We start from the raw sequence: 26068 nt of genomic DNA on the forward strand, positions 1-26068 counted from the left end.
ATTTAAATTAATTTATCCACCCAATGTACTAAATAATAGCTGTAAATTTAAATTAACGTGAGAATTAATGAAAAAGTTAACTAAGCTGTGGCAGCTACCATTAGCTGGTCATCTGTCTTAAATACTTTTGCCAACCCTTGTTTTGTAAGGCCCTTCATGCCTTTATCCCACCCTTTGTTACTGAGTCCGGATTGTGTTTTTAAATCAGACAAAACTCCTGGGCTTTGTTTTTTGAGAAGTTCAAAAATCACTTTTTCGTTTTCGCTCAACTCTATTGCTTTCTTTTCAGGTTTCATTTGCGGAAAAAACAACACTTCTTGTATGGAAGCATTATTGGTTAAAAACATGATCAATCGATCCATTCCTATTCCCATTCCAGATGTTGGTGGCATTCCATATTCAAGTGCTCGAAGGAAGTCTTCGTCTATAAATTGAGTAGCTTCATCGTCCCCACGATCGGCAAGTTTAAGTTGCGCTTCAAAACGCTCCCTTTGATCTATAGGGTCATTTAATTCTGAATAAGCATTTGCTATTTCTTTTCCGCAAACCATCAGCTCAAAGCGTTCTGTTAAGTCTGCGTTATTGCGGTGCTCTTTACACAAAGGGCTCATTTCTTTTGGATAATCTGTGATGTAGGTCGGTTGTATGTAATTACCCTCACATTTTTCACCAAAAATTTCATCAATAAGCTTCCCTTTACCCATACTTTTATCAACATCAATTCCCATTTCAATGGCAGCAGCTCTAAGTTCTTCTTCGGATTTTCCTGTGATATCAAATCCTGTAAATTCTTTGATAGCATCCGTCATAGTCACACGGGCATAAGGTGCTTTAAAGTCTATTTCATGACCTCCAAATGTGGCTATTGTAGTACCATTTACGGCAATGGCACAATGCTCCAAAAGTTGTTCACAAAACGCCATCATCCAGTTGTAGTCTTTGTAAGCAACGTAGATTTCCATGGCTGTAAACTCAGGGTTGTGTGTACGGTCCATTCCTTCATTTCTGAAGTTTTTCGAAAATTCATAAACGCCGTCAAATCCTCCAACAATAAGTCGCTTCAGGTAAAGTTCATTTGCAATACGCATGTACAAGGGAATATCTAAGCTGTTGTGGTGAGTTACAAATGGCCGAGCGGCTGCTCCTCCTGCTATGGGCTGCAACACAGGTGTTTCAACTTCAAAATAGCCTGCTCCATTGAAAAATTCACGCATGGCATTGAACAGCTTTGTACGCTTTACAAATACTTCTTTAACATGGGGGTTCACTGCTAGGTCTGCGTATCGTTGACGGTAGCGCATTTCAGGATCGTTGAATTCGTCATATTTATTGCCCTCAGCATCTGTTTTTGGTAGCGGTAGCGGTTTAAGAGCTTTGCTTAATAGTTTAAATTTTTTGACCAATATTGTTTTTTCACCGACTTGGGTATTAAATAATTCGCCTTCGACCCCAATAAAGTCTCCTAAATCAAGAAGTTTTTTAAAAATTTCATTGTAGGCTGTTTTGTCTTCGTCTGGACAAATTTCGTCGCGGTTAAAATAAACTTGAATGCGGCCTTCACTATCTTGAAGTTCACTAAATGCAGCTTTTCCTTGAACTTTTTTACGCATCAAACGACCAGCAACAACTACATTCAGGCCTTCTTTAAAATTCTTTTTTATGTTGTTTGTGGTGTGGGTAACTGGAAACAAATCTGCTGGGTAAGGGTTGATCCCTAAAGCGCGGAGTTTTGTGAGTTTCTCGCGACGTACAAGTTCTTGTTCTGAAAGCTGAGTCATAATATGGTTATGATTTAAGTCACAAAGATAATGACTCTGAATTGGATTCCAATAAGGGAAACAAAATTTAAGTGTATTGTAACGATTTTGATTAATTTTGTACTAACGTATCAAATCAATAACTTTATTTAATAACATGAGTGTTTGGCGTGTGCTTCTTTCCATTTTTTTTCCACCCTTAGCTGTAGTAGATAAGGGTTGTGGTTCTTTTCTTATTGTATTCATACTTACGCTTTGTGGATGGGTACCTGGGGTCATAGCAGCGTTGGTTATTTTGAATAACCCTAATACTTAATCCTGTATATTTGCCCCATGAATAAATCAATTTGTGTTCAAGATTTAGGCCTTAAAGATTATAAAACAACCTGGGATTTTCAGGAAGAGTTGTTTAAAAACACGGTCGATTGTAAAATAAAAAATAGACGACAGGGTGCAGGTTTGCCTACGCCAAATCATTTTTTATTTGTGAGTCATCCCCATGTATATACTCTAGGTAAAAGCGGTGATTTTTCTAATTTATTGTTAAACGAGGACCAACTCACTCAAAAAGGAGCAACTTTTTACAAAATTAACAGAGGAGGTGATATTACATACCACGGCCCTGGACAACTGGTCGGGTATCCAATTTTGGACCTAGAGAATTTTTTTACTGATATTCACAAATACCTTAGATTGTTGGAGGAGACAATTATTTTGACACTTGCTGAATATGGTATAAAAGCAACGCGAAGTGATGGCGAGACTGGCGTTTGGCTTGATGTAGGTACTCCTTTTGCGCGCAAAATTTGTGCTATGGGTGTTCGAGCAAGCCGTTGGGTTACTATGCATGGATTTGCTCTAAATGTAAATACGGATTTAGGCTATTTTGATAATATTATTCCATGTGGAATTCGCGGTAAGGCAGTCACTTCACTTCGTGTAGAGTTGAATCTTGACCGTGTGGACGAAAATCAAGTAAAAGAAAAATTATTGAAACATTTCCTCGCGCTTTTTGAAGCTGATCTAGCTTAGTAAAGTTGGTACATAATAAGTTCTGATGCACCGCTTTGGCATATAAACTCTAAAGAACTATTGCGGTCTGCATTGGAAAGGTCAATTTGGGAAAAACCATAAACAGGGAACCCGGAAAATAGAACTCCATTGCTGTCATATAAGCTAACTTTTTGCAGCTGTTGGTCTGTCAAAGCAATATATATTTTATCATTTACGTAAAACAGTTGTGGAGGCAAATAACTTCCGTAATCTAATGTTATTTTCGTACTTTTTATTTGTAAATAATTTGCCCATTGTGCGGCCAGAGTCCTGCTGGATGTGGTGATTTCTGTTAAAGGATCAAATCCTAAACTTTGCTTACTTACACGCCCTTTTGTATCTACCTGTACAAGAGCTCCATCTGAATCTAATGTTGTAAATTTATTATTATAAAAATATATTTTTTGACCTGAAAATTTAATAGTTTCTTTTACATTAATTCTCTTTTTTCCTCTGCGGTTCAAAATCGATAATTTATCACCAGCTGTAAAAACAATATAATCTTTACTGTTGTATCGAATGTGTTGCGGTTGCGAGTTTACTGGTTTTTTCGATTGATGAGAAAATCCTTTAACTCGTTTTCCTTTTCCGTCATACATCAACAAGGATTTATCTTGAGTAACTAATAAGCGGTAATTTTTATTTTTATCGTAATCAAATACAGCAACAGCTTGTGTGATTCTATCTTTGAAGCTTAATGGGAAGCCTTCTACATTACGTCCCAATCGATCCAAAACATATACTTTTTTAGCTGTAGAAAACACCATTTGTAAACGTCCATTTTTGAATATATCAACTTGTTTTATTTGCCCTAGAATTGGACCAGGTAACTTTTTTTTCCATCGAACTACCCCTTTATTTGATATTAAATACAAATGGTTTTCTATGTCTTGAACAACGATATCTTTTTGTTTTGTTTGGTGATTTTTCACAAACTGAGCTGTCCCTAAAATTGGGGCTTCAAGTGTCAAACTAAACACTTCTCTTACCGAGTTTTGTTTTGTTGCAGGGCGAAAATTCACAATTTCGGCATTAAGGTGCACAACTTCATCGTCTTTAATGATTTGAACAACTGAGTTTTTGTACGCATTTAGATCCTTTTCAGAAAAATTGGTGTCTAAAAGTTCGTTAAGTGTAGTTGCTAAGTCTTTGGTGTCTAGGGTTTTTTGAAATGAAGCCTCATCACTTAATGTTTCAATTGTATTTTGAAAAGCTTTGCTGCTGTTCAGGCTGTTTTTGTTGGTGTAATCTGAAATTACATCTTCAAGAATTTTTTCTTGATCTGAGAACACCAAATAGTGATCAAGAATTGTATATCTAGTACTAGCTAACTTAGGTAATAATTTCCCAAAAGAATTTTTAAAAATAGAGTCGTTATTAAATTTAAAGATCGGGACAGATCGAAATATTTTAGCTTTTTCTTGAAAACCCAAAAGGAGTTCCCGGCTGGCGCTTATATCTATTGAGTGCAGAGCAATGGCAATGCCTTTTGAAGTTTCCATACTTCCAATTTCTTGTGTAGTGCCAAATAAGCTCTTCGAAAATTCGGAAGCTATAGCAGTACTGTCAATAGCTTGTATATTTTTCGAAAATTGTTCAAAATCAGTGTATACTAACGACTTGAAGTTTTCAACATCATTTGGAATGACTTTTGCTAGTTGTTGGGCTTCTGGTGAAATTTGATGGAATAATCTAGCCCAATCATTGATTTTGTCTGTGTAAATTCCACTGATACTCAATTGCTCAGGAGTGGCGTTTACATCAAGCAAAACCTGTTCAAAAAGAGAAAATTTATTTTGCTTTTTTTTGGAAGGCCCAAAATAAATATTAAACGTGGCGTTTTTGTCTGTTGTAGCTGAAAGTGTACTGAATGGATGGTTTGAATACTCTTCTTTTACTTTGCTTGGTGGGTTAGAAGATAATATCCATATACTGTCTAAGGTCTGATTTAAATTTAAAAGGGATTTATTAGCAATGTGTTTTTTTTCTGTTATAAATGTGTAATTGGATTGTTCATTCTCTTTGTTTTTGCAAATCAGCAAAGGACCAGAAATATTTAAGCTATCAATAGGGCCGAGGTGATCTTCAAGCATTGACTGTAATTTTGTCTTTGAGAGTATGGGATTGTTTTTTAAAGCGCTTTTGAACACATCCATGGAATTGATGCGCAAAACCATTTGCGCGTTATTGGGGATATAGTGTTCGGGTACCAAACTGCGATTAGATGTTTTTTGACAGCCGTATGTTAGGATTATGATTGCAAATAAGGAAAATGTTTTTTTCATAAATTTAAGTCGGTCAACCTATAGCAAAGATAAAATTAAAAATCAAGACTTAACTGGTCGGGAAGTAGTTTAAAAGACATTCTGTGGTATTTTGTTGGGCCATATTTTTTGATGGCCTCTCGATGCTCATTAGTGGGATAGCCTTTATTTTTTTGCCAATTATACATTGGAAATTCCTCATGAATTTCAGTCATATAATCATCGCGGTAGGTTTTAGCCAATACAGAAGCTGCTGCGATGTTGAGGTACTTTGCATCTCCCTTAATTACGGTTTCGTGTGGTACGGAATTGTATGCTTTAAAACGGTTTCCGTCAACAGCTATAAAGCTCACTTTTTTTAACTGATCTATAGATTTGTGCATGGCCAATATCGAGGCGTTAAGGATATTGATTTTATCAATTTCGGAAGGGTAAACATAGGCAACAGCATAACTTATGGCTTCTTTTTCAATGATCGGCCGTAGCTTGTACCGTTGGGCATGAGAAAGTTGTTTAGAGTCGTTAAGTAGGTCGTTTTTAAAATGTTTAGGAAGAATAACTGCTGCAGCTGCCACAGGTCCGGCCAAACAGCCTCGTCCAGCCTCATCAGTACCACATTCGAATTTTTTATTGGAAACACTGTGTTTGAGCATTAAGCTTAAATTTTAGATGTAAATATAAATTACTTTTTTTGAATCCAACCAAATCCATCAAAATCCCCAATAATTTCCTACTTTTGATGTTGTAATTTTGATCCACACCATTTATGTACAGATACATTGCTGTATTTTTATTAGTTCTTTCTTCTAATCAGATTTTTGGTCAAACTAAACGTTTACAAAAGGCGCCCAATTCTGGCGAAATGCGCAAAATGGACCTCAAAAGAGGTGAATTTGACACCATTTCTGGTGGAGCATCAAAAAAAGTAGCCAAAAACACAAAAGCGAAAATTGAAGATTATAAAATTATAACTCGAAAGCACGATACTGTACATGTAGATACTACATTGAACATAAAAAAAGAATACAAGTTCAATTACCTTAGAAAAGATTACTTCGACTTATTGCCGTTTAATAACATGGGGCAAACCTACAACACGCTCAGCAGAAACATGTCTGGTCAAAACTTATCACCGGGCTTTGCTGCGCAAGCCAAACACTTCAATTACATGGATGTTAATGCAATTCGTTACTACCACGTACCTACACCTCTCACCGAACTCATGTTTAAGTCCAATTTTGAACAAGGACAATTGTTAGATGCTTTTTTCACAGTTAATACCTCTAAAGAGTTTAATTTTTCAATCGCTTACAAAGGAATGCGTTCTTTAGGGAAATACCAGCATATACTCTCGAGTACTGGCAATTTTAGGTTTACAAGCAGTTATCAAAGCAAAAATAAACGTTATCGTGCTCGTGCGCACATGGTTACCCAAGATATTTTAAATCAAGAGAATGGAGGTTTATCGGATGAAGATTTATTAGAGTTTGAAAATGGGAATGAAGAGTTTATTGACCGCTCTTTGTTTGATCCTCTTTTTGAAAATGCTGAGAACAATTTAGAGGGTCGACGCTTTTACTTAGATCAGGTCTATCAACTTAAATCCAATGACTCTTTGGGCTACAATGGGATAAACATTGGAAGCACCATATATATAGAAGACAAATACTATCAATTTAAACAAGACAAGAAGGTTGATTTTTTTGGAGATGCCTTTGTATCCTCAAAGCTCACGGATAAAAACACCTTTGAGCATTTTTACACAGCCCTAAATGTTGATTATACTAATAAGACAATAGGCAGACTATCAGCCCAATTGGGCTATAATTCATTTAATTATGGCTATAATGCATTGGTTATTTTAGATGGACAAACTATTAGCAATCGCTTGAAAGAGTCTACTCTGTCATTTGAAGGGGGCTACGACAAACAATTGGGCCCTGTACTTTTAAAAGCCGATTTGGGGATTAATGTAGCGGGTGATTTGGATGGTAATTATTTAAATGCACAAGCAGACTATCAGATCAACTCGGACCTACAGCTCATGGCAAAACTCAACATGAACTCCTCTGCCGCCAACTATAACTACCGTCTACATCAAAGCGATTATTTGAATTACAACTGGCAAAATAATTTTAAAAACCAACAAACGCAACAACTCGCTTTTGAACTCACCTCGTACAAATACGGAACTCTATCGGCCGATTACTCTACCATCTCTAACTTCTTGTTTTTTGAAAACAAAGAAAGTCAGGGAGTAAAGCCTTACCAGTACGATGGGACAATTAATTACGCCCGTGTCAAATATGAGAAGGAATTTAAGTTTGGGAATTTTGCATTGAACAATACATTGCTCTACCAGCAAGTGTTTGAAGGAGATCAGGTTTTTAATGTGCCACAAATCAACACCCGAAATACATTTTACTACAGCAATACATTTTTTGATAAAGCGCTTTTTTTGCAAACAGGAATTAACTTCCATTATTTTACGGCCTATAACATGAATGCCTATGACCCCATACTAGCCGAATTTTACATTCAGAATCAAAAAAGTTTAGGAGATTTTCCGCGCTTAGACTTTTTTATTAATGCCAAAATACAACAAACGCGTTTGTTTTTAAAGGCCGAACATTTCAATTCTGCCATGACAGGCTACAATTTCTACTCTGCGCCTAACTATCCATACCGCGATTTTATTGTTCGCTTTGGTCTTGTTTGGAACTTCTTTTTGTAATTTCTACAGATTAAAAAGTACTTCCTTTAATTTTTTTTCAAAATTAATTTAAAAACTATTGTGTGTACGGAAAAAGGGTTTTATATTTGCACCCGCTTTGCGTCTGAGTGCGCAAAGTTTTGATTTTAAGACACGTTCATTAAACATATTGATTGACAGCGTAGGGATTGATTGGAAACGATTGATCTCGACAGAGAATAGACCATTTTGAGTACTGAAAAATTAAATTTCCTTTAGTTGTTATATAGAACAAGCTTGAGATATAGCTTAACAAATAACGATGAAGAGTTTGATCCTGGCTCAGGATGAACGCTAGCGGCAGGCCTAACACATGCAAGTCGAGGGGTAACAGGGAGAAGCTTGCTTTTCCGCTGACGACCGGCGCACGGGTGCGTAACGCGTATACAATCTGCCTTATACTGGGGTATAGCCTTTAGAAATGAAGATTAATCCCCCATAGTCTCTTAGAGTGGCATCATTTTAGGAGTAAAGGTTACGGTATAAGATGAGTATGCGTTCTATTAGTTTGTTGGTGAGGTAACGGCTCACCAAGGCTACGATAGATAGGGGCCCTGAGAGGGGGATCCCCCACACTGGTACTGAGACACGGACCAGACTCCTACGGGAGGCAGCAGTGAGGAATATTGGACAATGGAGGCAACTCTGATCCAGCCATGCCGCGTGCAGGAAGACTGCCCTATGGGTTGTAAACTGCTTTTATATAGGAAGAAACCTACTTACGTGTAAGTAGCTGACGGTACTATAAGAATAAGGATCGGCTAACTCCGTGCCAGCAGCCGCGGTAATACGGAGGATCCAAGCGTTATCCGGAATCATTGGGTTTAAAGGGTCCGTAGGTGGATAATTAAGTCAGAGGTGAAATCTTGCAGCTCAACTGTAAAATTGCCTTTGATACTGGTTATCTTGAGTTATTATGAAGTAGTTAGAATATGTAGTGTAGCGGTGAAATGCATAGATATTACATAGAATACCAATTGCGAAGGCAGATTACTAATAATCAACTGACACTGATGGACGAAAGCGTGGGTAGCGAACAGGATTAGATACCCTGGTAGTCCACGCCGTAAACGATGGTTACTAGCTGTTTGGACCTTGTGTCTGAGTGGCTAAGCGAAAGTGATAAGTAACCCACCTGGGGAGTACGTTCGCAAGAATGAAACTCAAAGGAATTGACGGGGGCCCGCACAAGCGGTGGAGCATGTGGTTTAATTCGATGATACGCGAGGAACCTTACCAGGGCTTAAATGTAAGTTGCATTAGTTAGAGATAGCTATTTCTTCGGACCACTTACAAGGTGCTGCATGGTTGTCGTCAGCTCGTGCCGTGAGGTGTCAGGTTAAGTCCTATAACGAGCGCAACCCCTGTTGTTAGTTGCCAGCGAGTCATGTCGGGAACTCTAACAAGACTGCCGGTGCAAACCGTGAGGAAGGTGGGGATGACGTCAAATCATCACGGCCCTTACGTCCTGGGCTACACACGTGCTACAATGGTCGGTACAGAGAGCAGCCACTACGCGAGTAGGAGCGAATCTTCAAAGCCGATCACAGTTCGGATCGGAGTCTGCAACTCGACTCCGTGAAGCTGGAATCGCTAGTAATCGGATATCAGCCATGATCCGGTGAATACGTTCCCGGGCCTTGTACACACCGCCCGTCAAGCCATGGAAGTTGGGAGTGCCTGAAGTCCGTTACCGCAAGGAGCGGCCTAGGGTAAAATCGATAACTAGGGCTAAGTCGTAACAAGGTAGCCGTACCGGAAGGTGCGGCTGGAACACCTCCTTTCTAGAGAAAGACGACTAGAGGTAAATTAAGTAAGGAAAAGAGTGCGTTTATTCTCACAGCTGTTAATTAAAAAAGATACCAAGTAAAAAAGTAGAGTCTCATAGCTCAGCTGGTTAGAGCGCTACACTGATAATGTAGAGGTCGGCAGTTCGAGTCTGCCTGAGACTACTAATTTTTTTTGAATTGGAAATTCTAGAAGTTGAGGATGTAGTTAAGAGTCACTAACTACTAACTACTATGTACTAACTACTAGTATATGGGGAATTAGCTCAGCTGGCTAGAGCGCCTGCCTTGCACGCAGGAGGTCATCGGTTCGACTCCGATATTCTCCACAAAAACGTTCATTGACATATTGAAAAAAGATACATGAAATTAGATAGAAATATTTAATAAAAGTAATAATTATTGTAACGAGCAATAATAAGGTATCATGATATTATATTTAGGGGTTAATTTATTAGCTTTTAAGGATTTTATTGTGGTGCTTAATAGTAACTCATTAAAAAGACAAAAAGTACAATAAGCTAAATAAGAGCGTATGGGGAATGCCTAGGCTCTCAGAGGCGATGAAGGACGTGATAAGCTGCGAAAAGTTGCGGGGATTGGCACATACAAATTGATCCGCAAATATCCGAATGGGGCAACCCACTATGTTGAAGACATAGTATCCGCAAGGAGGCAAACCCAGGGAACTGAAACATCTAAGTACCTGGAGGAGAAGAAAACAAAAGTGATTCCGTAAGTAGTGGCGAGCGAACGCGGAATAGCCCAAACCAGTGTTGTTACGGCAATACTGGGGTTGTAGGACTGCGTCATTGTATGAATCATGAATTAGAACTGTTTGGAAAGACAGACCAAAGAGGGTGATAGTCCCGTATAGGTAAGTGATTTAATACATAGCAGTATCCTGAGTAGCGCGGGACACGTGTAATCCTGTGTGAATTTGGCGGGACCATCCGCTAAGGCTAAATACTCCTGAGAGACCGATAGTGAACTAGTACCGTGAGGGAAAGGTGAAAAGAACCTTGAATAAAGGAGTGAAATAGAACCTGAAACCATACGCTTACAAGCGGTCGGAGCCCTTTTGGGTGACGGCGTGCCTTTTGCATAATGAGCCTACGAGTTACCGTTTCTAGCAAGGTTAAGCACTTTTGGTGCGGATCCGTAGCGAAAGCGAGTCTGAATAGGGCGCTTTAGTTAGTGGCGGTAGACGCGAAACCGTGTGATCTACCCATGGGCAGGGTGAAGCTGTGGTAACACACAGTGGAGGCCCGAACCCGTTGACGTTGAAAAGTCTTGGGATGACCTGTGGGTAGGGGTGAAAGGCCAATCAAACTCGGAAATAGCTCGTACTCCCCGAAATGCATTTAGGTGCAGCGTATTATTAGTTTTATAGAGGTAGAGCTACTGATTGGATGCGGGGGCTTCACCGCCTACCAATTCCTGACAAACTCCGAATGCTATAAAATGATGTAATGCAGTGAGGGCATGGGTGCTAAGGTCCATGTCCGAGAGGGAAAGAACCCAGACCATCAGCTAAGGTCCCAAAATGTATGTTAAGTTGAATAAACGCGGTTGGATTGCACAGACAGCTAGGATGTTGGCTTGGAAGCAGCCATTCATTTAAAGAGTGCGTAACAGCTCACTAGTCGAGCGATCCGGCATGGATAATAATCGGGCATAAACATACTACCGAAGCTATGGACTTGTAAAAGTGGTAGGGGAGCATTGTAGTGTCGTCGAAGGTGAAACGTGAGTTTTGCTGGAGAAGCTACAAAAGAAAATGTAGGCATAAGTAACGATAATGCGGGCGAGAAACCCGCACACCGAAAGACTAAGGTTTCCTCAGCTATGCTAATCAGCTGAGGGTTAGTCGGGACCTAACGCGAACCCGAAAGGGGTAGTGGATGGACAACAGGTTAATATTCCTGTACCTGCTCACGCTAAACGTGACGGAGGCGAATATTTGGTGCGTACTGACGGAATAGTACGTTGAAGCCAGTGGTAACACGGCGATAGTACACTAAAGCTTCGGCTGCGGTGATAATCCAGAGAATCGACTTCCAAGAAAAGCAAGTGAAGCAGCCCGTACCATAAACCGACACAGGTAGTTGGGATGAGAATTCTAAGGTGCTCGAGAGATTCATGGCTAAGGAACTAGGCAAAATCGACCCGTAACTTCGGGAGAAGGGTCGCCTCCAAGCAATTGGAGGCCGCAGTGAAGAGGTCCAGGCGACTGTTTATCAAAAACACAGGGCTCTGCTAAATCGAAAGATGATGTATAGGGCCTGACACCTGCCCGGTGCTGGAAGGTTAAGTGGAGATGTTAGCTTCGGCGAAGCATTGAAATGAAGCCCCAGTAAACGGCGGCCGTAACTATAACGGTCCTAAGGTAGCGAAATTCCTTGTCGGGTAAGTTCCGACCTGCACGAATGGTGCAACGATCTGGACACTGTCTCAGCCATGAGCTCGGTGAAATTGTAGTATCGGTGAAGATGCCGATTACCCGCTGTGGGACGAAAAGACCCCGTGCACCTTTACTATAGCTTAGTATTGGTTTTGGATAAGTAATGTGTAGGATAGGTGGGAGACTTTGAAGTGGCGTCGCCAGGCGTTGTGGAGTCATTGTTGAAATACCACCCTTTGCTTATCTAGAGTCTAACTTTCTTTTTGAAAGGACAGTGCTTGGTGGGTAGTTTGACTGGGGTGGTCGCCTCCAAAAGAGTAACGGAGGCTTCTAAAGGTACCCTCAGCACGCTTGGTAACCGTGCGTAGAGTGCAATGGCATAAGGGTGCTTGACTGAGAGACATACAGGTCGATCAGGTACGAAAGTAGAGCATAGTGATCCGGTGGTTCCGTATGGAAGGGCCATCGCTCAAAGGATAAAAGGTACGCCGGGGATAACAGGCTGATCTCCCCCAAGAGCTCACATCGACGGGGGGGTTTGGCACCTCGATGTCGGCTCGTCACATCCTGGGGCTGGAGAAGGTCCCAAGGGTTGGGCTGTTCGCCCATTAAAGTGGCACGCGAGCTGGGTTCAGAACGTCGTGAGACAGTTCGGTCTCTATCTACAGTGGGCGTTAGAAATTTGAGTGGATCTGTTCCTAGTACGAGAGGACCGGAATGGACTAACCTCTGGTGTACCAGTTGTTCCGCCAGGAGCACTGCTGGGTAGCTACGTTGGGAAAGGATAAGCGCTGAAAGCATATAAGCGCGAAACCTACCACAAGATGAGATTTCTTTAAAGGATCGTGGGAGATGACCACGTTGATAGGCTACAGGTGTAAAGGCAGTAATGTCATAGCCGAGTAGTACTAATCATCCATAGGCTTATTGTACGGCTGTTTTTTTTAATGAAGTACACCATTACTTTTACCATGTATATTTTTTTCAATATGTTAACTTATTGTTCAGCACAATTTGCTGAAATACCTTGGATAGCCCAAAGCGCTAGACAAGAAATAACCCTAAGGTGGTTATTGCAATGGGGCTCACCTCTTACCATCCCGAACAGAGCAGTTAAGCCCATTAGCGCCGATGGTACTACACTTGTGGAAGAGTAGGTCACCGCCTTTTTTAATTAAACCCTCACAGCAATGTGGGGGTTTTTTTTATGCATAAAACTAACCATGTGTTTTACTTCACCTGGGTGGGCTAAAACTCAGAAGTCAAATGAAATTTGATGGAAGGGTATTTTTGTTCGGTCATTTGTAATGAAAATTTTGAATCGGCCAAAAAGACTAATTGTCCTTGTTTGTCCTTGGCCAAAAAGCGTTGTTTGACGCGTTTAAATTCTTTAAATTCTTCATTCTTTTCGTCTTGGGGTTCTACCCAAGCGGCTTTGTGGACATTCAAATTCTCATAACTACATTTGGCGCCGTATTCGTGCTCCAGTCGGTATTGAATTACTTCGTACTGAAGTGCGCCTACCGTCCCAATTACTTTTCTGCCATTGAGATCTAGCGTAAACAATTGAGCGACACCCTCATCCATGAGTTGGTCAATCCCTTTGTAAAGCTGTTTTGATTTTAATGGATCTGCATTGTTGATATATCTGAAATGTTCTGGAGAAAAACTTGGAACGCCTTTGTAATTTAAAATCTCACCTTCGGTTAGAGTATCACCGATTTTAAAATTTCCTGTATCGTGAAGTCCAACAATATCACCAGGGTATGAGGTGTCTACAATTTCTTTTTTTTCGGCAAAAAAGGCGTTTGGACTAGAAAATTTTAAATTCTTATTATGGCGTACATGTAAGTAGGCTGTATTTCTTTTAAAGGTTCCCGATACAATCTTAATAAAAGCAAGTCTGTCGCGGTGTTTTGGGTCCATATTAGCATGAATCTTAAAAACAAAACCAGAAAATTTATCCTCATCTGGGGCCACAATTCGCTCTTCACTCGCTTTTGGACGAGGAGTGGGTGCTATGGATACAAAGCAATCCAATAATTCTTTGACGCCAAAATTATTTAGCGCAGAACCAAAAAATACCGGTTGCAGTTCACCATTTAAGTAGCTATCTTGATCAAAACCGGGGTAGATACCTTCAACAAGTTCAATTTCTTCACGGAGTGTTACAGCCGCCTTTTCGCCCACAAGTGAATTGAGCGTACTGTCCGATAAATCTGAAATTTCCACTGTATCATCAATGTTTTTTTTACTGTCGCCTGTAAACAGATTTATGTTGCGTTCCCATAGATTGTATATGCCTTGAAAATCATATCCCATGCCAATTGGAAAGCTCAGTGGTGTAACTTTTAATGCTAATTTTTGTTCTACCTCGTCCAAAAGATCAAAAGCGTCTTTTCCTTCACGGTCCATTTTATTGATGAATACGATGATAGGTATATTGCGCATCCGGCAGACTTGAACTAGTTTTTCTGTTTGTTCCTCAACTCCTTTGGCTACGTCAATAACGACAATTACGCTATCAACAGCAGTTAGTGTACGGAAGGTGTCTTCTGCAAAATCCTTGTGCCCAGGAGTGTCTAAAATATTGATTTTGATGTCTTTGTATTCGAATGCTAAAACTGAAGTCGCAACAGAAATTCCACGTTGGCGTTCAATTTCCATAAAGTCACTAGTGGCTCCCTTTTTAATTTTATTGCTTTTAACAGCTCCAGCCTCTTGTATAGCTCCTCCAAAAAGAAGTAATTTTTCTGTAAGTGTTGTTTTTCCGGCATCGGGGTGAGATACAATTCCAAAGGTGCGCCGCCGCTGTATTTCGCTTTTAAAAGACATGAAAAATTATTTTGGCAAAGATACGATTATTCAATCAAGTACAATTGCCCTAGATTTGGTTTCTCACCGAAAAAAATAATATTTGCGATTTACATTTTGGGAATTAATTAATAAATTATAATAAATTAGTTAATAATTTAGCATCATGGTTGAAGAACAAGTCATTCTGGTAAATGAGTATGATGAGCAAATTGGGTTGATGCCCAAAATGGAAGCGCATGAAAAGGCGGTTTTACATCGCGCTTTTTCTGTATTTGTGTTCAATACAAAAAATGAACTTATGTTGCAACAACGCGCTGCTCATAAATACCATTCCCCGTTGTTGTGGACCAATACCTGTTGCAGCCACCAACGCGATGGAGAATCCAATATAGAAGCTGGCACAAGACGCCTCAAAGAGGAGATGGGATTTACCACCGACTTGAAAGAAACCACATCATTTATTTACAAAGCGCCTTTTGATAATGGACTCACAGAACATGAACTCGATCACATAATGCTGGGGTACTACGAAAATGAACCCATTATAAATAAGCAAGAGGTTGAGGATTGGAAATGGATGCCGTTGGAGGATGTGAAACACGATATTAATGTGCACCCAGAGCAATATACAGCATGGTTCAAAATAATATTTGAAAAATTTTATAATTATATAAATACAAACGCATGAACGTAACAGTTAGTCGCCGTGCCCATTTTAATGCGGCCCATAGATTGCACAGACCTGATTGGAGTACAGAAAAAAATGTTGCTATTTTTGGCAAATGCAACAACCCTAATTTCCATGGGCATAACTATGAAATGGTGGTTAGTGTGACAGGCAAAATTGATCCTGAAACTGGCTATGTTGTTGATGTGAAAATTTTAAAAGACTTTATAAAATCAGAAGTAGAGGAGGCATTTGATCACAAAAATTTAAATCTTGACGTGCCAGAATTTAAAAATTTAAACCCTACAGCAGAAAATATAGTTGTCGTTATATACAACAAGTTAAAAGCCGTTTTGGAGCCGCATTTAGCCTTAGAAGTTACACTTTACGAAACGCCAAGAAATTTTGTATCTTATTCAGGTTCATAACATACGATCCCTAATATCTTCTGTAAAACATCCTCTTTGAAAACACATTTTTAAACTAAAGCTGCAAATGAGGTATAAATGCAGTTTTATATTTAAAAATGATGTAATTTTGTACAAAATAAAAAAACACAATCATGGCTAACGTTAGAAATTTAAAAAAGGATATCAATTATGTTTTAGGTGACATCATCGAAGCAGTTTATATTTGGGAATCTGCAAACCCAGAGAAGGATCGAAAAAAGAGTGAGGCCATAATCGATGAAGCCATTGCTACTTTTGATGAACTTATTGAAAAAGTCAATGCTCGTGATGTTGAAAACCACAAGACCCATTTCAAAGGAATCGCTTCAGAACTAGAGTCTAAGGGACGCGCTATGATTGAGAAGATTAACGCCCTTTAGTTAGTTCAGCTTTATTTTTTCTATATAATCCTTTAAAATCGCCCCGTACTTAGACGCTGCAATTTTTGGAGTTAAACTGTTGTATACTGTATCTAAATACTTTGGATTGGCGTCATATACATCAGACAAAGCGATGTAGGGTGCAACTTCATTATCATTGTTACTAACCGCATAATTGATGCTGTATAGGTATTGTCTTTTCAAGTTAACTTCCATTTCATTTTTCGTGGAGATAACATCTTGATTATTGCTTGTGCGTTGTGCATTTAAAGAAGCTTCGATTAATTCTAATTGTTTGTTTTTAAATCGCGTTAGATTAGCGCGGTAGTCATTTAGAAGCTTTTGTTGTACGTTGCCCTCTATTTTAGCATCGTATACAAATCGTTTCAAGCTAGTATTTATCGTAGTATTGCCTTCGCTAGCAAAAAATTCAATTCGCTCGGCAGTCGGTTCGTTGGATAAACTTAAATAAAGCACTTCCGGCTCTAGAAGTTCACAACCCAAAATAAAGAATTCTGTACCTTTAATTGACAGAGAGTCTACAGTGATGTATGTGGTGTCTTTAAACTTTTGTAAATAAGCAGTTCCTTTTTGTAGTCCCTTTACAGTAGATGAAACAGTTGCGTTGTGTTTTGGTGCTGTGTTACAACCGACAAAGGTAGTTAGAAAAAGAAATTGAAAAATTCGGTTCATGCGTTTTTTTTTAAATTAATTATCTCAAGAAGTTGCTGCTGCTAAGGTCATAAGAATTGTACATCCAATTGCAGCTACTGTCCCTATGGCATAACCAAAAACAGCAAGTAATACTCCAACGGTTGCTAGAGAAGGGTGAAAAGCAGAGGCCACAATCGGAGCAGAGGCCGCTCCACCAACATTGGCTTGACTTCCTACGGCTAGAAAAAAGTAAGGAGCCTTAATTAGTTTTGCAACAAGAATTAGCAATAGTGCATGAATACTCATCCACACTACACCAATAGCAATGAGTCCAGTGTTGTCGAAAATAAGTTTTAAATCCATTTTCATGCCAATAGTAGCCACTAAAATATAGATAAAAACACTACCAAATTTGCTTGCTCCAGCTCCTTCATAGTTTTTCGCTTTTGAAAATGAAAGGGCTATTGCTACAAGTGTCGAAATACTTATCATCCAGAAAAATGACGATCCTAAAAAGGTAAATATATTTCTAGCGGTAGTGGACTCTATTCCAGAAATATAGTTGTCAAATAAAGGGGCTAAGTACCCTGCACCAAAATGAGCAAAACTGACCGTCCCAAAGGCAATTCCAACCATAATCATCAAGTCAGTTAAGCTTGGATTTCTTTTAACACTTTCAGTAAACGATGATACTCTCTCTTTTAGTTCTTCAATGGCTGTTGTATCTGCTTTTAGCCATGAATTGATGCGTTTGCGTTTTCCAATACCAATAAGTAAAAGCGCCATCCAAATATTAGCGACTACAATATCTACAAATACCATTCCGCCGTACAGTTTAGGGTTATATCCGTAAATTTCCAACATAGCTGTTTGGTTTGCACCGCCACCTATCCAACTGCCTGCAAGTGTAGAAAGTCCACGCCAAACCGCATCTGCACCAATACCACCTACGGTTTCTGGTGAGATCATAGCAATAAGTAAAATAGCAATGGGGCCTCCAATGACGATTCCAATAGTTCCAGTAAAAAACATAATGAGGGCTTTCCAGCCTAAATTGAATACAGCTTTCAAATCAATACTCAATGTCATCAGCACTAAGGCTGCTGGAAGCAAATAACGACTGGTAACATAGTATAAATTACTACTTTCTTGTACTACAGCCCCAGTATAAGTAATGCGTTCCCAGTCTGGAGCAATCCATCCTAATGTTGTAAAAACTGCTGGCAGCATGTAAGCCATAAAAAGCCCAGGAACTATTTTGTAAAATTTAAACCAAAAACCAGAAGTTTTGGACTCGGTATAAAAAACAAAAGCAATGGCTAGCATTAGTAAGCCAAAGACAATTGTATCGTTTGTTATTAGTGGTATGCTTTCGGTCATTTTTTTAGAATTTTGCTGCTACCTGTATTGACAAATATAAACATAATGAGCAGTAAATAGCCATTAAACTAAAGGCAAATAATGAATCATTGATTTTGGTATTATATAAAACAGTTAAGGGGATTTATTTTTTTGGCACGGAAGTTGATTAATAAAAAATATATTATTTAATTTTTTTGTTAGTAATATATTTTGGTTGGTTAGTGGTTAAAGCATCATTTTTTTAAATGGTGCTTTTTCCTTTTGTGAAAGTATTGTTAAAGACAGTATTTATTCGAATTAATCGTCATAATTTAGCCTCATAAAGTACGTATATTGAATACACTTTGGTTGGTTAGTAATAAAAGCACTGTTTAACAGTGCTTTTTTTAGTTTAATGAAATAACGAACGCCAATATGCTGTCCGTTACTTCTTCAGCTAAGTCTATTTCACTCTGATTATAAGATTTCATATTTTCCAAATCATCTCCTTCAATCTTTACCAAAATATGATTCATTTTTTTAACTACAACTAATTCTCCTTTGGTTGCTGCACTGTATAATAGTTCTGCCTCAGGTATTCCGACTTGAAGGTCTTTATCCCCATTGATGATAAGTGATCGAATACTTTGTTTTCTCATTTCTTCGACTGGGTCATATTGCATCCAATTTGCCATAAATGCTTGTACTTCTAAATTGAAAATAGATGACAGAGCAACAGGATAATCATTTGTTGTTTTTCCAGCTTTTAGGACGGCTATAACTCGTTTGCTTTCATTTAAAAACATTGGCGCTGTTTTTGAAATTTGTTCTATTAAAATTTGGTCAATAGTTTTTCCAGCACCCGCTAGTGAGATAAAACCTGAAGTATTTTGATCCAACGCCAAAAGTCCTACTAAGCTTCCTTGACTGTGTCCAGCTATAACAATTGTTTTATAATTAGGCGCAAAATAATCAATCACAGATTTAGCATCAATAACGAAATCATCAAAAGAAATATTTTTATCAATTGTATTAGTACGAATTTGTTTTACAATTCTCTTGTCGTAACGAAATGTAGAGATTCCGTTGTTTGATAGATTAACCGCTAATTTTTTCAACATGTCATTCTTCATAAAAGATTGATTTCCATCGCGGTCAGTAGGGCCTGATCCTCCAATGAAAATAATTAAGGGAGTTGACTCTGTATCGCTTGGAGTAAGTAAGGTTCCCTCAATGTGCTGGTTTATTACAATTTCTGTTTCTGTAAAAATTTGCGCTGTCACAAAATTTAATCCTAGCATGTAAAATAAAAATAATTTGCTGTAGTTTTTCATGATAATTATTTAATGATTCGAAAAGTCAAATTAATGCGTTCTTTGCTATTTTTTTTTGTTTTTGGAATTTGATGTAGCCAATGATGTTGAGTGCTTCCGCTCATAACCAACAGGCTTCCATGTGCTAAGTTCAACTTTAATTTTTGAGATTTATCCGTACGGTGTTTCATGTGAAACATACGTTCTCCACCTAAACTCACCGATGCAATAACAGGGTTTTTTCCTAATTCTTTTTCATTATCAGCATGCCATCCGTTGCTGTCTTGTCCGTCGCGGTATAAATTGAGTAAACAAGATGTAAATGAAAGTTTTAGCCGATTTTCAATTTTAGATTTTAGTTCTAATAAATGTGCAGTAAATGGGCTAGGATACATTTTGATATTTGAATAACTATAGGGGTTTTTGTTATTGGCATAAAGCGCGGTTAACCGCGGTTGATTATAAACTTTTCCAAAGACTTTAATCTGGTCTTGCTGCCAATTGGTCTCTTGACGCAATACACTAAAATATCTAGACGCTTCTTGTTTTGATAAGAACAACGGATCGTAAGATAATTCAGCATCTTTCAACGCAAGAGGTTCATTATTTTGATCTTGAAAAAGCATTATTTTGATTTTTTCTAAGCTATTGTAAATTGATTTATAAAAAAATACAGACCTGCGAGTTTTGGTTGTTGATGTTTAGTGAAATTAACTCTTTTTTTTGAATTGCATTAGTTTACTTTTATCAATAAAAAAAGGCGATTCATGAAAATCGCCTTCTTTTAATGGTAGATTAAACTTATTTAATCATATCGTAACTTCTTTTAATGAAGTTAGTTAACGCCTCTCCCTTAAGAAGTCCTTGTGAGAGTTGAGCTAAATCTAAGCTCTGATTAATTAAACGTTCACGTTTTTTTGCAGTTTTTGTATTAAGAATTTCATTGACTAAGTCAGCGTTGGTATTCACTACAAGGTTATACATTTCTGGCATATTACCCATGCCAAACATTCCTGCACTGCCCCCAGTTTGCTGCATTTCTTTCATACGGCGCATGAATTCTGGTTGTGTGATTATAAATGGCGCAGCATTGCTGTCCATAGCTTCTAATTGAACAATGAATTTTTCTGAAGAAATAACAGCTTTAAGTTGTTCATCTAGTTTTGTTTTTTCTTCATCGCTAAGTTTAGAAATTGTGTGTTCTTCTTTCTGAATCAATTTATCTACATGGTCTGAATCAACTCGAACAAATGAAATCTTTTCTTTACTGCCCTCCAATTTTTGAATCAAATGTGATACAATTGGTGAATCTAATAACAGAACTTCATATTCTTTTGCTTTGGCTGCTTCTATATAGCTGTGTTGTTCTTCAGCGTTAGATGCATACAATATGACTAGTTTATCATCTTTGTCTGTTTGTTTTGCTTTAATTTTGTTGTACAGCTCTTCATAGGTATAATATGTTCCGTCAACAGTAGGGTACAATGCAAATGCTTCTGATTTTTCGAAGAACTTTTCTTCAGAAAGCATGCCGTACTCAATTACGATTTTAATATCGTTCCATTTAGCCTCAAAATCTTCCCTATTATTATTAAATAAGGATTTTAATTTATCAGCGACTTTTTTTGTTATGTAGGAAGATATTTTTTTAACAGCACCATCAGCTTGAAGGTACGAACGCGACACATTCAAGGGAATGTCTGGCGAGTCAATAACTCCACGTAGCATTGTCAAGAATTCAGGAACTATCCCTTCCACATTGTCAGTAACGAAAACTTGATTTTGATACAGTTGAATGCGGTCTTTCTGGATATTCATGTCATTTGACATCTTTGGGAAATATAATATTCCTGTCAAATTGAAGGGGTAGTCAACATTCAAGTGAATGTTGAAAAGCGGCTCTTCAAACTGCATCGGATACAGCTCACGATAAAAACCTTTATAATCTTCGTCTTTTAGATCAGATGGTGTTTTGGTCCATGCTGGGCTTGGATTATTGATGATGTTGTCAACTGTAATCTGACGGTGTGGCTCGGTAATCTCTTTGCCGTCTTTGTCAGTTGTTGTTTTTGGTTTATGTTCTGGATCATTTATTTCTTTTGTGCCAAATTTGATAGGTATAGGCATAAACTTGTTGTACTTGTTTAACAACTCAGTAATCCTTTTTTCTTCTAAAAATTCTGTCGAGTCTTCTGCGATGTGCAGAATAATTTCGGTACCACGCTCTTTTTTATCTGATTTTTCTAAGCTATACTCCGGGCTTCCGTCGCATAACCAGTGAGCTGCCGGTTCGTTTTTGTACGATTTAGTAATAATTTCTACTTTTTCAGCGACCATGAATGCAGAGTAAAAACCAAGACCAAAATGTCCAATAATACCAGCATCTTCAACTTTGTCTTTGTATTTGTCTAAAAACTCTTCTGCACCTGAAAAAGCGACCTCATTGATGTATTTTTGAACCTCGTCTGCTGTCATTCCAATTCCTTGATCAATCAAGTGAAGTTTTTTGCCCTCTTTGTCAATTTTAACTTCAATTTTTGGGGTGCCATATTCTACTTTTGCCTCTCCAATATTGGTTAAGTGCTTTAGTTTTAACGTGGCGTCTGTTGCATTACTGATCAATTCGCGTAAAAAGATTTCGTGATCACTATACAGAAATTTTTTAATTAGCGGAAAAATATTATCAACGGATACATTTATTGTTCCTTTACTCATGGTATTTTTTGTTTTTGAATTAATAGTGTTAAAATTATGACAAAAAGGATACCATTCTGTATAATGTGACAAACTGGCATTATATAAAGTTTATATTTGTAGAGCAATCACAACAAAACATCTGTATGTACAATTCAAAAATATTAGGAATGGGTCATTACGTTCCAGAAAACGTTGTAACGAATGACGACTTGTCACAGCTTATGGATACAAATGATCAGTGGATTCAAGAGCGGACAGGTATTAGACAGCGTAGATGGGCTGTCAAGGGCGATGGAGACACTACTTTTAGTATGGGTTTGAAGGCTGCTAAAAATGCAATTCGAAACTCCGGAATCGATAAACAGGATATTGATTTTATTGTATTCGCTACACTCAGCCCAGACTACTACTTCCCGGGTCCCGGTGTTCAAGTTCAAGAAGCCCTTGAAATTGATACTGTTGGTGCTTTGGATGTCCGTAATCAATGTTCAGGTTTTGTCTATGGAATTTCTGTTGCAGATCAATTTATTAAAACAGGCATGTACAAAAATATTTTGGTCATCGGCAGCGAATTACAATCCCGTGGTATTGATGTATCTACCAGGGGAAGAAGTATTTCTGTTATTTTTGGTGATGGTGCTGGTGCTGCCGTTCTTACACGAGAGGAGGATACCACCAAAGGAATTTTATCGTCTCACTTGCATTCTGAAGGTAAGCATGCCCTAGAACTTGCTGCAGAAGCACCGGGAATGGGGAAGCGTTGGGTGACAGAAATTATTGCTGATAATGACCCTGAAGATATGAGCTACAGGCCTTATATGAATGGCCAATTTGTTTTCAAAAACGCTATAAGAAGATTTAGTGAAGTTATCAATGAAGGTCTTGAAGTTAATAAACTCAATGTTTCGGATATCAGTATGTTAATTCCTCATCAAGCTAATTTGCGTATTTCCCAATACATTCAAAAAAAGTTTCAACTTTCAGATGAACAGGTATTTAATAATATTCAAAATTATGGAAATACTACAGCTGCATCCATTCCTATTGCGCTGAGTGAAGCTTGTGAACAAGGGAAAATTAAATCTGGAGACACAGTTGTACTGGCTGCTTTTGGTAGTGGTTTTACGTGGGGTAGTGTGATAATTAAATGGTAGATTCCTACGAAACCTTAGTTTTTGGTGCTTCGCCCAATCCCGATCGATATGCCTACAAAGCTATTTTGATGCTTAGAAAGTTTGGTGTACCAGTTAAGGCTTTTGGCTTAAAGCAGGGTACTGTTGCTCAGGTAAAAATTGACACGAATTTGAAACCCTATAAAAATATTCACACAGTTACTCTTTATCTAAATCCAAAACGACAGTCCGTATACATCGATTATATTTTGAATCTTAATCCAAAGCGGGTAATTTTTAATCCAGGAACAGAAAACCCAGCTTTTTTTAAAGTTTTAGATCAGCACAATATTTCATATGAAATGTCTTGCACTTTGGTTTTATTGTCTACGAATCAATACCAATCCTAGAAATGTAAGAAGCCCATTGATGGGGAGTAGTTCATAACCAATAACATAGCCACCGATTTGTTCTGCTGGAATTTGTCCTAAGCTATAAGAAATAGAAACAGACAATAACGCTACTAGCCAAACCCATTTATCTTTGATCTTATAATTTGTAAAAATTCCAAATGCAAAAAGACCAAGTAAAGGACCATAGGTATATGTGGCAGCCGTGAGAAGACTATTTATGACATTGGAATCTAGGATATGTTTAAAAGCTATAATAACAAAAATCAAAAGTACACTCATTCCTATGTGAGTTTGTTTTCGAATGCGTTTTTTGTCAGTATCTGAATGTTTGTTGAGGTCTAAAATATCGACACAAAAAGAAGTTGTAAGCGATGTGAGAGCACTATCGGCACTGCTGTAAGCCGCTGCGATAAGTCCTAAAATAAAAACTGAAGCTAAAGTCATTCCTAATCCAGTATTAAGTGCAATTTCAGGAAAAAGTAAATCGGTCTTAGGATCTCCATCCATCAGAGGTAATGCAATGTCAAACCGCTCTGCATAAATGAATAACAAAGCTCCCAAAAGTAAAAACAAGAATGTTACTAGTGTTAGTACAATACTAAACCAGAGCATATTTTTTTGTGCATCTCTTAGCGATTTACAGGTCAGGTTTTTCTGCATCATATCTTGATCTAATCCTGTCATACAAATGGTGATAAACATGCCTCCAAAAAACGACTTTAAGAAATGATCTCTTGTCAAAATAGAGTTTGTTCTAAAGATTGAGCTGTATTGATTCAATTCTTCAGAAACTAAAAATTCTGAAAAACTCCACCCTAACTCATTTGTGATAAAATAAATAGAAAGTACCACAGCACAAACCATAAAAAGTGTTTGTAGTGTGTCGGTCCAAACAATGGTTTTGATGCCCCCTTTGTTAGTGTAAATCCAGATGAGTAGTATTGATAAAATGACCGTGACTTCAAAAGGAATATTCCATTGTTCAAAGACAAATTGTTGCAATACAATTGCCATAAGATACATTCGAAAAGCAGCCCCTAAAACCCTAGAAATAAAAAAGAAAAACGCACCAGTTTTGTGGCTAATACGGCCAAATCGCTGTTGTAGGTATTCGTAAATTGAAGTTAGATTTAATTTGTAATAAATAGGCAACAGCATAAAAGCAACCACAACATAGCCCGCAACATATCCCAAGCACACTTGAAAATAGCTAAACTCTGAACTTTGAACCCAACCTGGGACAGAAATAAATGTCACACCAGATAGAGAGGCACCTATCATGCCGAACGCTACCAAATACCAAGGAGATTGCTTACCGGCTTTAAAAAAATCTGTATTACTGTCATTTTTTCCTGTTAATCGTGCAATTACGACTAGAAACACAAAATAAACAAAAGTGATCAGTAGAATGTGTTGTCCTTTCAACTTAATAAATTTATATTTGTGGTACTCAAATACACCACAAGACTTGGTAAATTTATAATTTTATAAAATAACCTAAAGCTAAATTACAGGATATTTTACTCCTTTTCCTTTAACCCACACTAATATGGTATTTGGACCGTTCTATAAAGTATAATATAAAATATGGAATTTTCATCGAAGTTGTTGCAGAATGCTGTTAATGAAGTAGCGCAATTACCTGGTATAGGTCGTCGTACCGCACTTCGGCTTGTACTGCATTTATTACGTCAACCAGAGCACCAGACGAGTCAGCTCACTAATGCACTAAACGTGATGAGATCGTCTATAAATTTTTGCGCACAATGCCATAATATTTCAGACAACCTACTTTGTGAGATTTGTGCAAATCCCACTAGGAATCAACAAACCATCTGTGTAGTAGAAGACATAAGAGATGTTTTGGCTATTGAAAGTACAGGGAGTTTTAGAGGAATTTATCATGTTTTGGGAGGTAAAATTTCTCCAATGGATGGAATAGGACCATCAGACTTGAATATTCAAAGCTTGGTTGATAAAGTTCAAACAGGAAAAGTAAATGAATTGATTTTTGCTTTGAGTTCTACAATGGAGGGTGATACCACAAACTTTTATATATACAAACAGATTCAAGGAGCTAATATTACCCTGTCTACAATTGCTAGAGGTATTTCAGTTGGTGATGAATTAGAATATGCAGATGAAGTTACGCTGGGCCGTAGCATAACCAATAGAGTGCCATTTGAATCCTCAATAAAACCTTAACCA

The 26068-nt window shown here is 38.0% G+C and carries 19 protein-coding genes, 2 tRNA genes and 3 rRNA genes; 14 read left to right on the plus strand and 10 right to left on the minus strand.

Going from position 1 to position 26068, the window contains the following annotated elements; translation table 11 throughout:
* Positions 1 to 80: 80 nt before the first annotated feature.
* Positions 81 to 1778, minus strand: a complete 1698-nt coding sequence (gene lysS / locus FORMA_RS07265) for a lysine--tRNA ligase (RefSeq protein WP_069675036.1) — start codon at positions 1776 to 1778, stop codon at positions 81 to 83.
* 163 nt (positions 1779 to 1941) lie between these two features.
* On the opposite strand from lysS, the gene FORMA_RS09230 reads away from it, so the two are divergent.
* Together FORMA_RS09230 and lipB are read left to right on the plus strand one after the other, a co-directional pair.
* Complete coding sequence (locus FORMA_RS09230; protein WP_231925011.1) at positions 1942 to 2073, plus strand: YqaE/Pmp3 family membrane protein; 132 nt, start codon at positions 1942 to 1944, stop codon at positions 2071 to 2073.
* A 17-nt stretch (positions 2074 to 2090) separates the two neighbouring features.
* The gene (gene lipB / locus FORMA_RS07270) at positions 2091 to 2789 is read left to right on the plus strand and encodes a lipoyl(octanoyl) transferase LipB (RefSeq protein WP_069675037.1); all 699 of its coding nucleotides are present in this window, start codon (positions 2091 to 2093) and stop codon (positions 2787 to 2789) included.
* On the opposite strand, the gene FORMA_RS07275 is transcribed toward lipB, so the two are convergent.
* Positions 2786 to 5095, minus strand: a complete 2310-nt coding sequence (locus FORMA_RS07275; protein WP_069675038.1) for a DUF3352 domain-containing protein — start codon at positions 5093 to 5095, stop codon at positions 2786 to 2788. The two genes, lipB and FORMA_RS07275, sit on opposite strands and share 4 nt — an antisense overlap.
* 35 nt (positions 5096 to 5130) lie before the next feature.
* Positions 5131 to 5727 carry a ribonuclease HII gene (locus FORMA_RS07280; protein WP_069675039.1) on the minus strand — a complete coding sequence of 199 codons (597 nt, stop codon included), beginning with the start codon at positions 5725 to 5727 and terminating at the stop codon, positions 5131 to 5133.
* 113 nt (positions 5728 to 5840) lie between these two features.
* On the opposite strand from FORMA_RS07280, the gene FORMA_RS07285 reads away from it, so the two are divergent.
* From FORMA_RS07285 to rrf, 6 genes are all read left to right on the plus strand, one after another.
* The gene (locus tag FORMA_RS07285; protein WP_069675040.1) at positions 5841 to 7808 is read left to right on the plus strand and encodes a putative porin; all 1968 of its coding nucleotides are present in this window, start codon (positions 5841 to 5843) and stop codon (positions 7806 to 7808) included.
* Positions 7809 to 8085: 277 nt separating this feature from the next.
* Positions 8086 to 9610: ribosomal RNA gene (locus FORMA_RS07290) — 16S ribosomal RNA — on the plus strand.
* Positions 9611 to 9704: 94 nt separating this feature from the next.
* Positions 9705 to 9778: transfer RNA gene (locus FORMA_RS07295), tRNA-Ile, on the plus strand.
* A gap of 90 nt (positions 9779 to 9868) precedes the next feature.
* Positions 9869 to 9942 (plus strand) — tRNA-Ala (locus FORMA_RS07300).
* A gap of 185 nt (positions 9943 to 10127) precedes the next feature.
* Positions 10128 to 12949: ribosomal RNA gene (locus FORMA_RS07305) — 23S ribosomal RNA — on the plus strand.
* 130 nt (positions 12950 to 13079) lie between these two features.
* Positions 13080 to 13187, plus strand: a 5S ribosomal RNA gene (rrf, locus tag FORMA_RS07310).
* The 16S, 23S and 5S rRNA genes sit together here with 2 tRNA genes alongside, the layout of an rRNA operon.
* 78 nt (positions 13188 to 13265) lie before the next feature.
* On the opposite strand, the gene FORMA_RS07315 is transcribed toward rrf, so the two are convergent.
* The gene (locus FORMA_RS07315) at positions 13266 to 14852 is read right to left on the minus strand and encodes a peptide chain release factor 3 (RefSeq protein ID WP_069675041.1); all 1587 of its coding nucleotides are present in this window, start codon (positions 14850 to 14852) and stop codon (positions 13266 to 13268) included.
* A 145-nt stretch (positions 14853 to 14997) separates the two neighbouring features.
* Here FORMA_RS07315 and idi point away from each other — a divergent pair, with 145 nt between their 5' ends.
* The 3 genes from idi (at position 14998) to FORMA_RS07330 (ending at position 16330) form a co-directional block, all read left to right on the plus strand.
* Positions 14998 to 15522, plus strand: a complete 525-nt coding sequence (idi, locus tag FORMA_RS07320; RefSeq protein WP_069675042.1) for an isopentenyl-diphosphate Delta-isomerase — start codon at positions 14998 to 15000, stop codon at positions 15520 to 15522.
* A complete protein-coding gene (locus FORMA_RS07325; protein WP_069675043.1) occupies positions 15519 to 15929 on the plus strand; it encodes a 6-pyruvoyl trahydropterin synthase family protein in 411 nt (136 codons plus the stop codon). The genes idi and FORMA_RS07325 overlap by 4 nt, the downstream gene beginning before the upstream one ends.
* Positions 15930 to 16063: 134 nt before the next feature.
* Entirely contained in the window at positions 16064 to 16330 is a 267-nt protein-coding gene (locus FORMA_RS07330; protein ID WP_069675044.1) for a hypothetical protein, read from the plus strand.
* Here the strand turns inward: FORMA_RS07330 and FORMA_RS07335 are convergent, their stop codons facing one another.
* From FORMA_RS07335 to htpG, 5 genes are all read right to left on the minus strand, one after another.
* Complete coding sequence (locus tag FORMA_RS07335; protein ID WP_069675045.1) at positions 16331 to 17023, minus strand: DUF4369 domain-containing protein; 693 nt, start codon at positions 17021 to 17023, stop codon at positions 16331 to 16333.
* A 24-nt stretch (positions 17024 to 17047) separates the two neighbouring features.
* Positions 17048 to 18364 (minus strand): DUF819 family protein, encoded by a 1317-nt coding sequence (locus FORMA_RS07340; RefSeq protein ID WP_069675046.1) that lies wholly within the window; start codon positions 18362 to 18364, stop codon positions 17048 to 17050.
* Between the two features lie 368 nt (positions 18365 to 18732).
* Positions 18733 to 19626 (minus strand): alpha/beta hydrolase family protein, encoded by an 894-nt coding sequence (locus FORMA_RS07345; protein ID WP_231924979.1) that lies wholly within the window; start codon positions 19624 to 19626, stop codon positions 18733 to 18735.
* A 38-nt stretch (positions 19627 to 19664) separates the two neighbouring features.
* Positions 19665 to 20264: an alpha-ketoglutarate-dependent dioxygenase AlkB family protein gene (locus FORMA_RS07350; RefSeq protein ID WP_069675048.1), complete on the minus strand. Its 600-nt coding sequence runs from the start codon at positions 20262 to 20264 to the stop codon at positions 19665 to 19667.
* 175 nt (positions 20265 to 20439) lie between these two features.
* On the minus strand, positions 20440 to 22353 hold the full coding sequence (htpG, locus tag FORMA_RS07355; protein WP_069675049.1) for a molecular chaperone HtpG: 1914 nt from the start codon (positions 22351 to 22353) through the stop codon (positions 20440 to 20442).
* A 125-nt stretch (positions 22354 to 22478) separates the two neighbouring features.
* Here htpG and FORMA_RS07360 point away from each other — a divergent pair, with 125 nt between their 5' ends.
* Together FORMA_RS07360 and FORMA_RS07365 are read left to right on the plus strand one after the other, a co-directional pair.
* Entirely contained in the window at positions 22479 to 23489 is a 1011-nt protein-coding gene (locus FORMA_RS07360) for a 3-oxoacyl-ACP synthase III family protein (protein WP_069675050.1), read from the plus strand.
* Entirely contained in the window at positions 23483 to 23857 is a 375-nt protein-coding gene (locus FORMA_RS07365) for a CoA-binding protein (RefSeq protein ID WP_069675051.1), read from the plus strand. The genes FORMA_RS07360 and FORMA_RS07365 overlap by 7 nt, the downstream gene beginning before the upstream one ends.
* Here the strand turns inward: FORMA_RS07365 and FORMA_RS07370 are convergent.
* Positions 23828 to 25285: a sodium:solute symporter gene (locus tag FORMA_RS07370; protein WP_069675052.1), complete on the minus strand. Its 1458-nt coding sequence runs from the start codon at positions 25283 to 25285 to the stop codon at positions 23828 to 23830. The two genes, FORMA_RS07365 and FORMA_RS07370, sit on opposite strands and share 30 nt — an antisense overlap.
* A gap of 162 nt (positions 25286 to 25447) precedes the next feature.
* Between FORMA_RS07370 and recR the strand changes: the two genes are divergently transcribed.
* Positions 25448 to 26065 (plus strand): recombination mediator RecR, encoded by a 618-nt coding sequence (gene recR / locus FORMA_RS07375; protein WP_069675053.1) that lies wholly within the window; start codon positions 25448 to 25450, stop codon positions 26063 to 26065.
* The last annotated feature ends 3 nt before the right edge of the window (positions 26066 to 26068 follow it).

Source organism: Formosa sp. Hel3_A1_48 (assembly GCF_001735715.1).
Taxonomy (GTDB): Bacteria; Bacteroidota; Bacteroidia; order Flavobacteriales; family Flavobacteriaceae; genus UBA3537.

What these genes read in the sequence shown, in the direction of transcription:
- lysS (WP_069675036.1), bottom strand. Translation starts at nt 1,778, where the DNA reads ATGACTCAGCTTTCAGAACAAGAACTTGTACGTCGCGAGAAACTCACA.
- lipB (WP_069675037.1), top strand. Translation starts at nt 2,091, where the DNA reads ATGAATAAATCAATTTGTGTTCAAGATTTAGGCCTTAAAGATTATAAA.
- FORMA_RS07275 (WP_069675038.1), bottom strand. Translation starts at nt 5,095, where the DNA reads ATGAAAAAAACATTTTCCTTATTTGCAATCATAATCCTAACATACGGC.
- FORMA_RS07280 (WP_069675039.1), bottom strand. Translation starts at nt 5,727, where the DNA reads ATGCTCAAACACAGTGTTTCCAATAAAAAATTCGAATGTGGTACTGAT.
- FORMA_RS07285 (WP_069675040.1), top strand. Translation starts at nt 5,841, where the DNA reads ATGTACAGATACATTGCTGTATTTTTATTAGTTCTTTCTTCTAATCAG.
- FORMA_RS07315 (WP_069675041.1), bottom strand. Translation starts at nt 14,852, where the DNA reads ATGTCTTTTAAAAGCGAAATACAGCGGCGGCGCACCTTTGGAATTGTA.
- idi (WP_069675042.1), top strand. Translation starts at nt 14,998, where the DNA reads ATGGTTGAAGAACAAGTCATTCTGGTAAATGAGTATGATGAGCAAATT.
- FORMA_RS07325 (WP_069675043.1), top strand. Translation starts at nt 15,519, where the DNA reads ATGAACGTAACAGTTAGTCGCCGTGCCCATTTTAATGCGGCCCATAGA.
- FORMA_RS07330 (WP_069675044.1), top strand. Translation starts at nt 16,064, where the DNA reads ATGGCTAACGTTAGAAATTTAAAAAAGGATATCAATTATGTTTTAGGT.
- FORMA_RS07335 (WP_069675045.1), bottom strand. Translation starts at nt 17,023, where the DNA reads ATGAACCGAATTTTTCAATTTCTTTTTCTAACTACCTTTGTCGGTTGT.
- FORMA_RS07340 (WP_069675046.1), bottom strand. Translation starts at nt 18,364, where the DNA reads ATGACCGAAAGCATACCACTAATAACAAACGATACAATTGTCTTTGGC.
- FORMA_RS07345 (WP_231924979.1), bottom strand. Translation starts at nt 19,626, where the DNA reads ATGCTAGGATTAAATTTTGTGACAGCGCAAATTTTTACAGAAACAGAA.
- FORMA_RS07350 (WP_069675048.1), bottom strand. Translation starts at nt 20,264, where the DNA reads ATGCTTTTTCAAGATCAAAATAATGAACCTCTTGCGTTGAAAGATGCT.
- htpG (WP_069675049.1), bottom strand. Translation starts at nt 22,353, where the DNA reads ATGAGTAAAGGAACAATAAATGTATCCGTTGATAATATTTTTCCGCTA.
- FORMA_RS07360 (WP_069675050.1), top strand. Translation starts at nt 22,479, where the DNA reads ATGTACAATTCAAAAATATTAGGAATGGGTCATTACGTTCCAGAAAAC.
- FORMA_RS07365 (WP_069675051.1), top strand. Translation starts at nt 23,483, where the DNA reads ATGGTAGATTCCTACGAAACCTTAGTTTTTGGTGCTTCGCCCAATCCC.
- recR (WP_069675053.1), top strand. Translation starts at nt 25,448, where the DNA reads ATGGAATTTTCATCGAAGTTGTTGCAGAATGCTGTTAATGAAGTAGCG.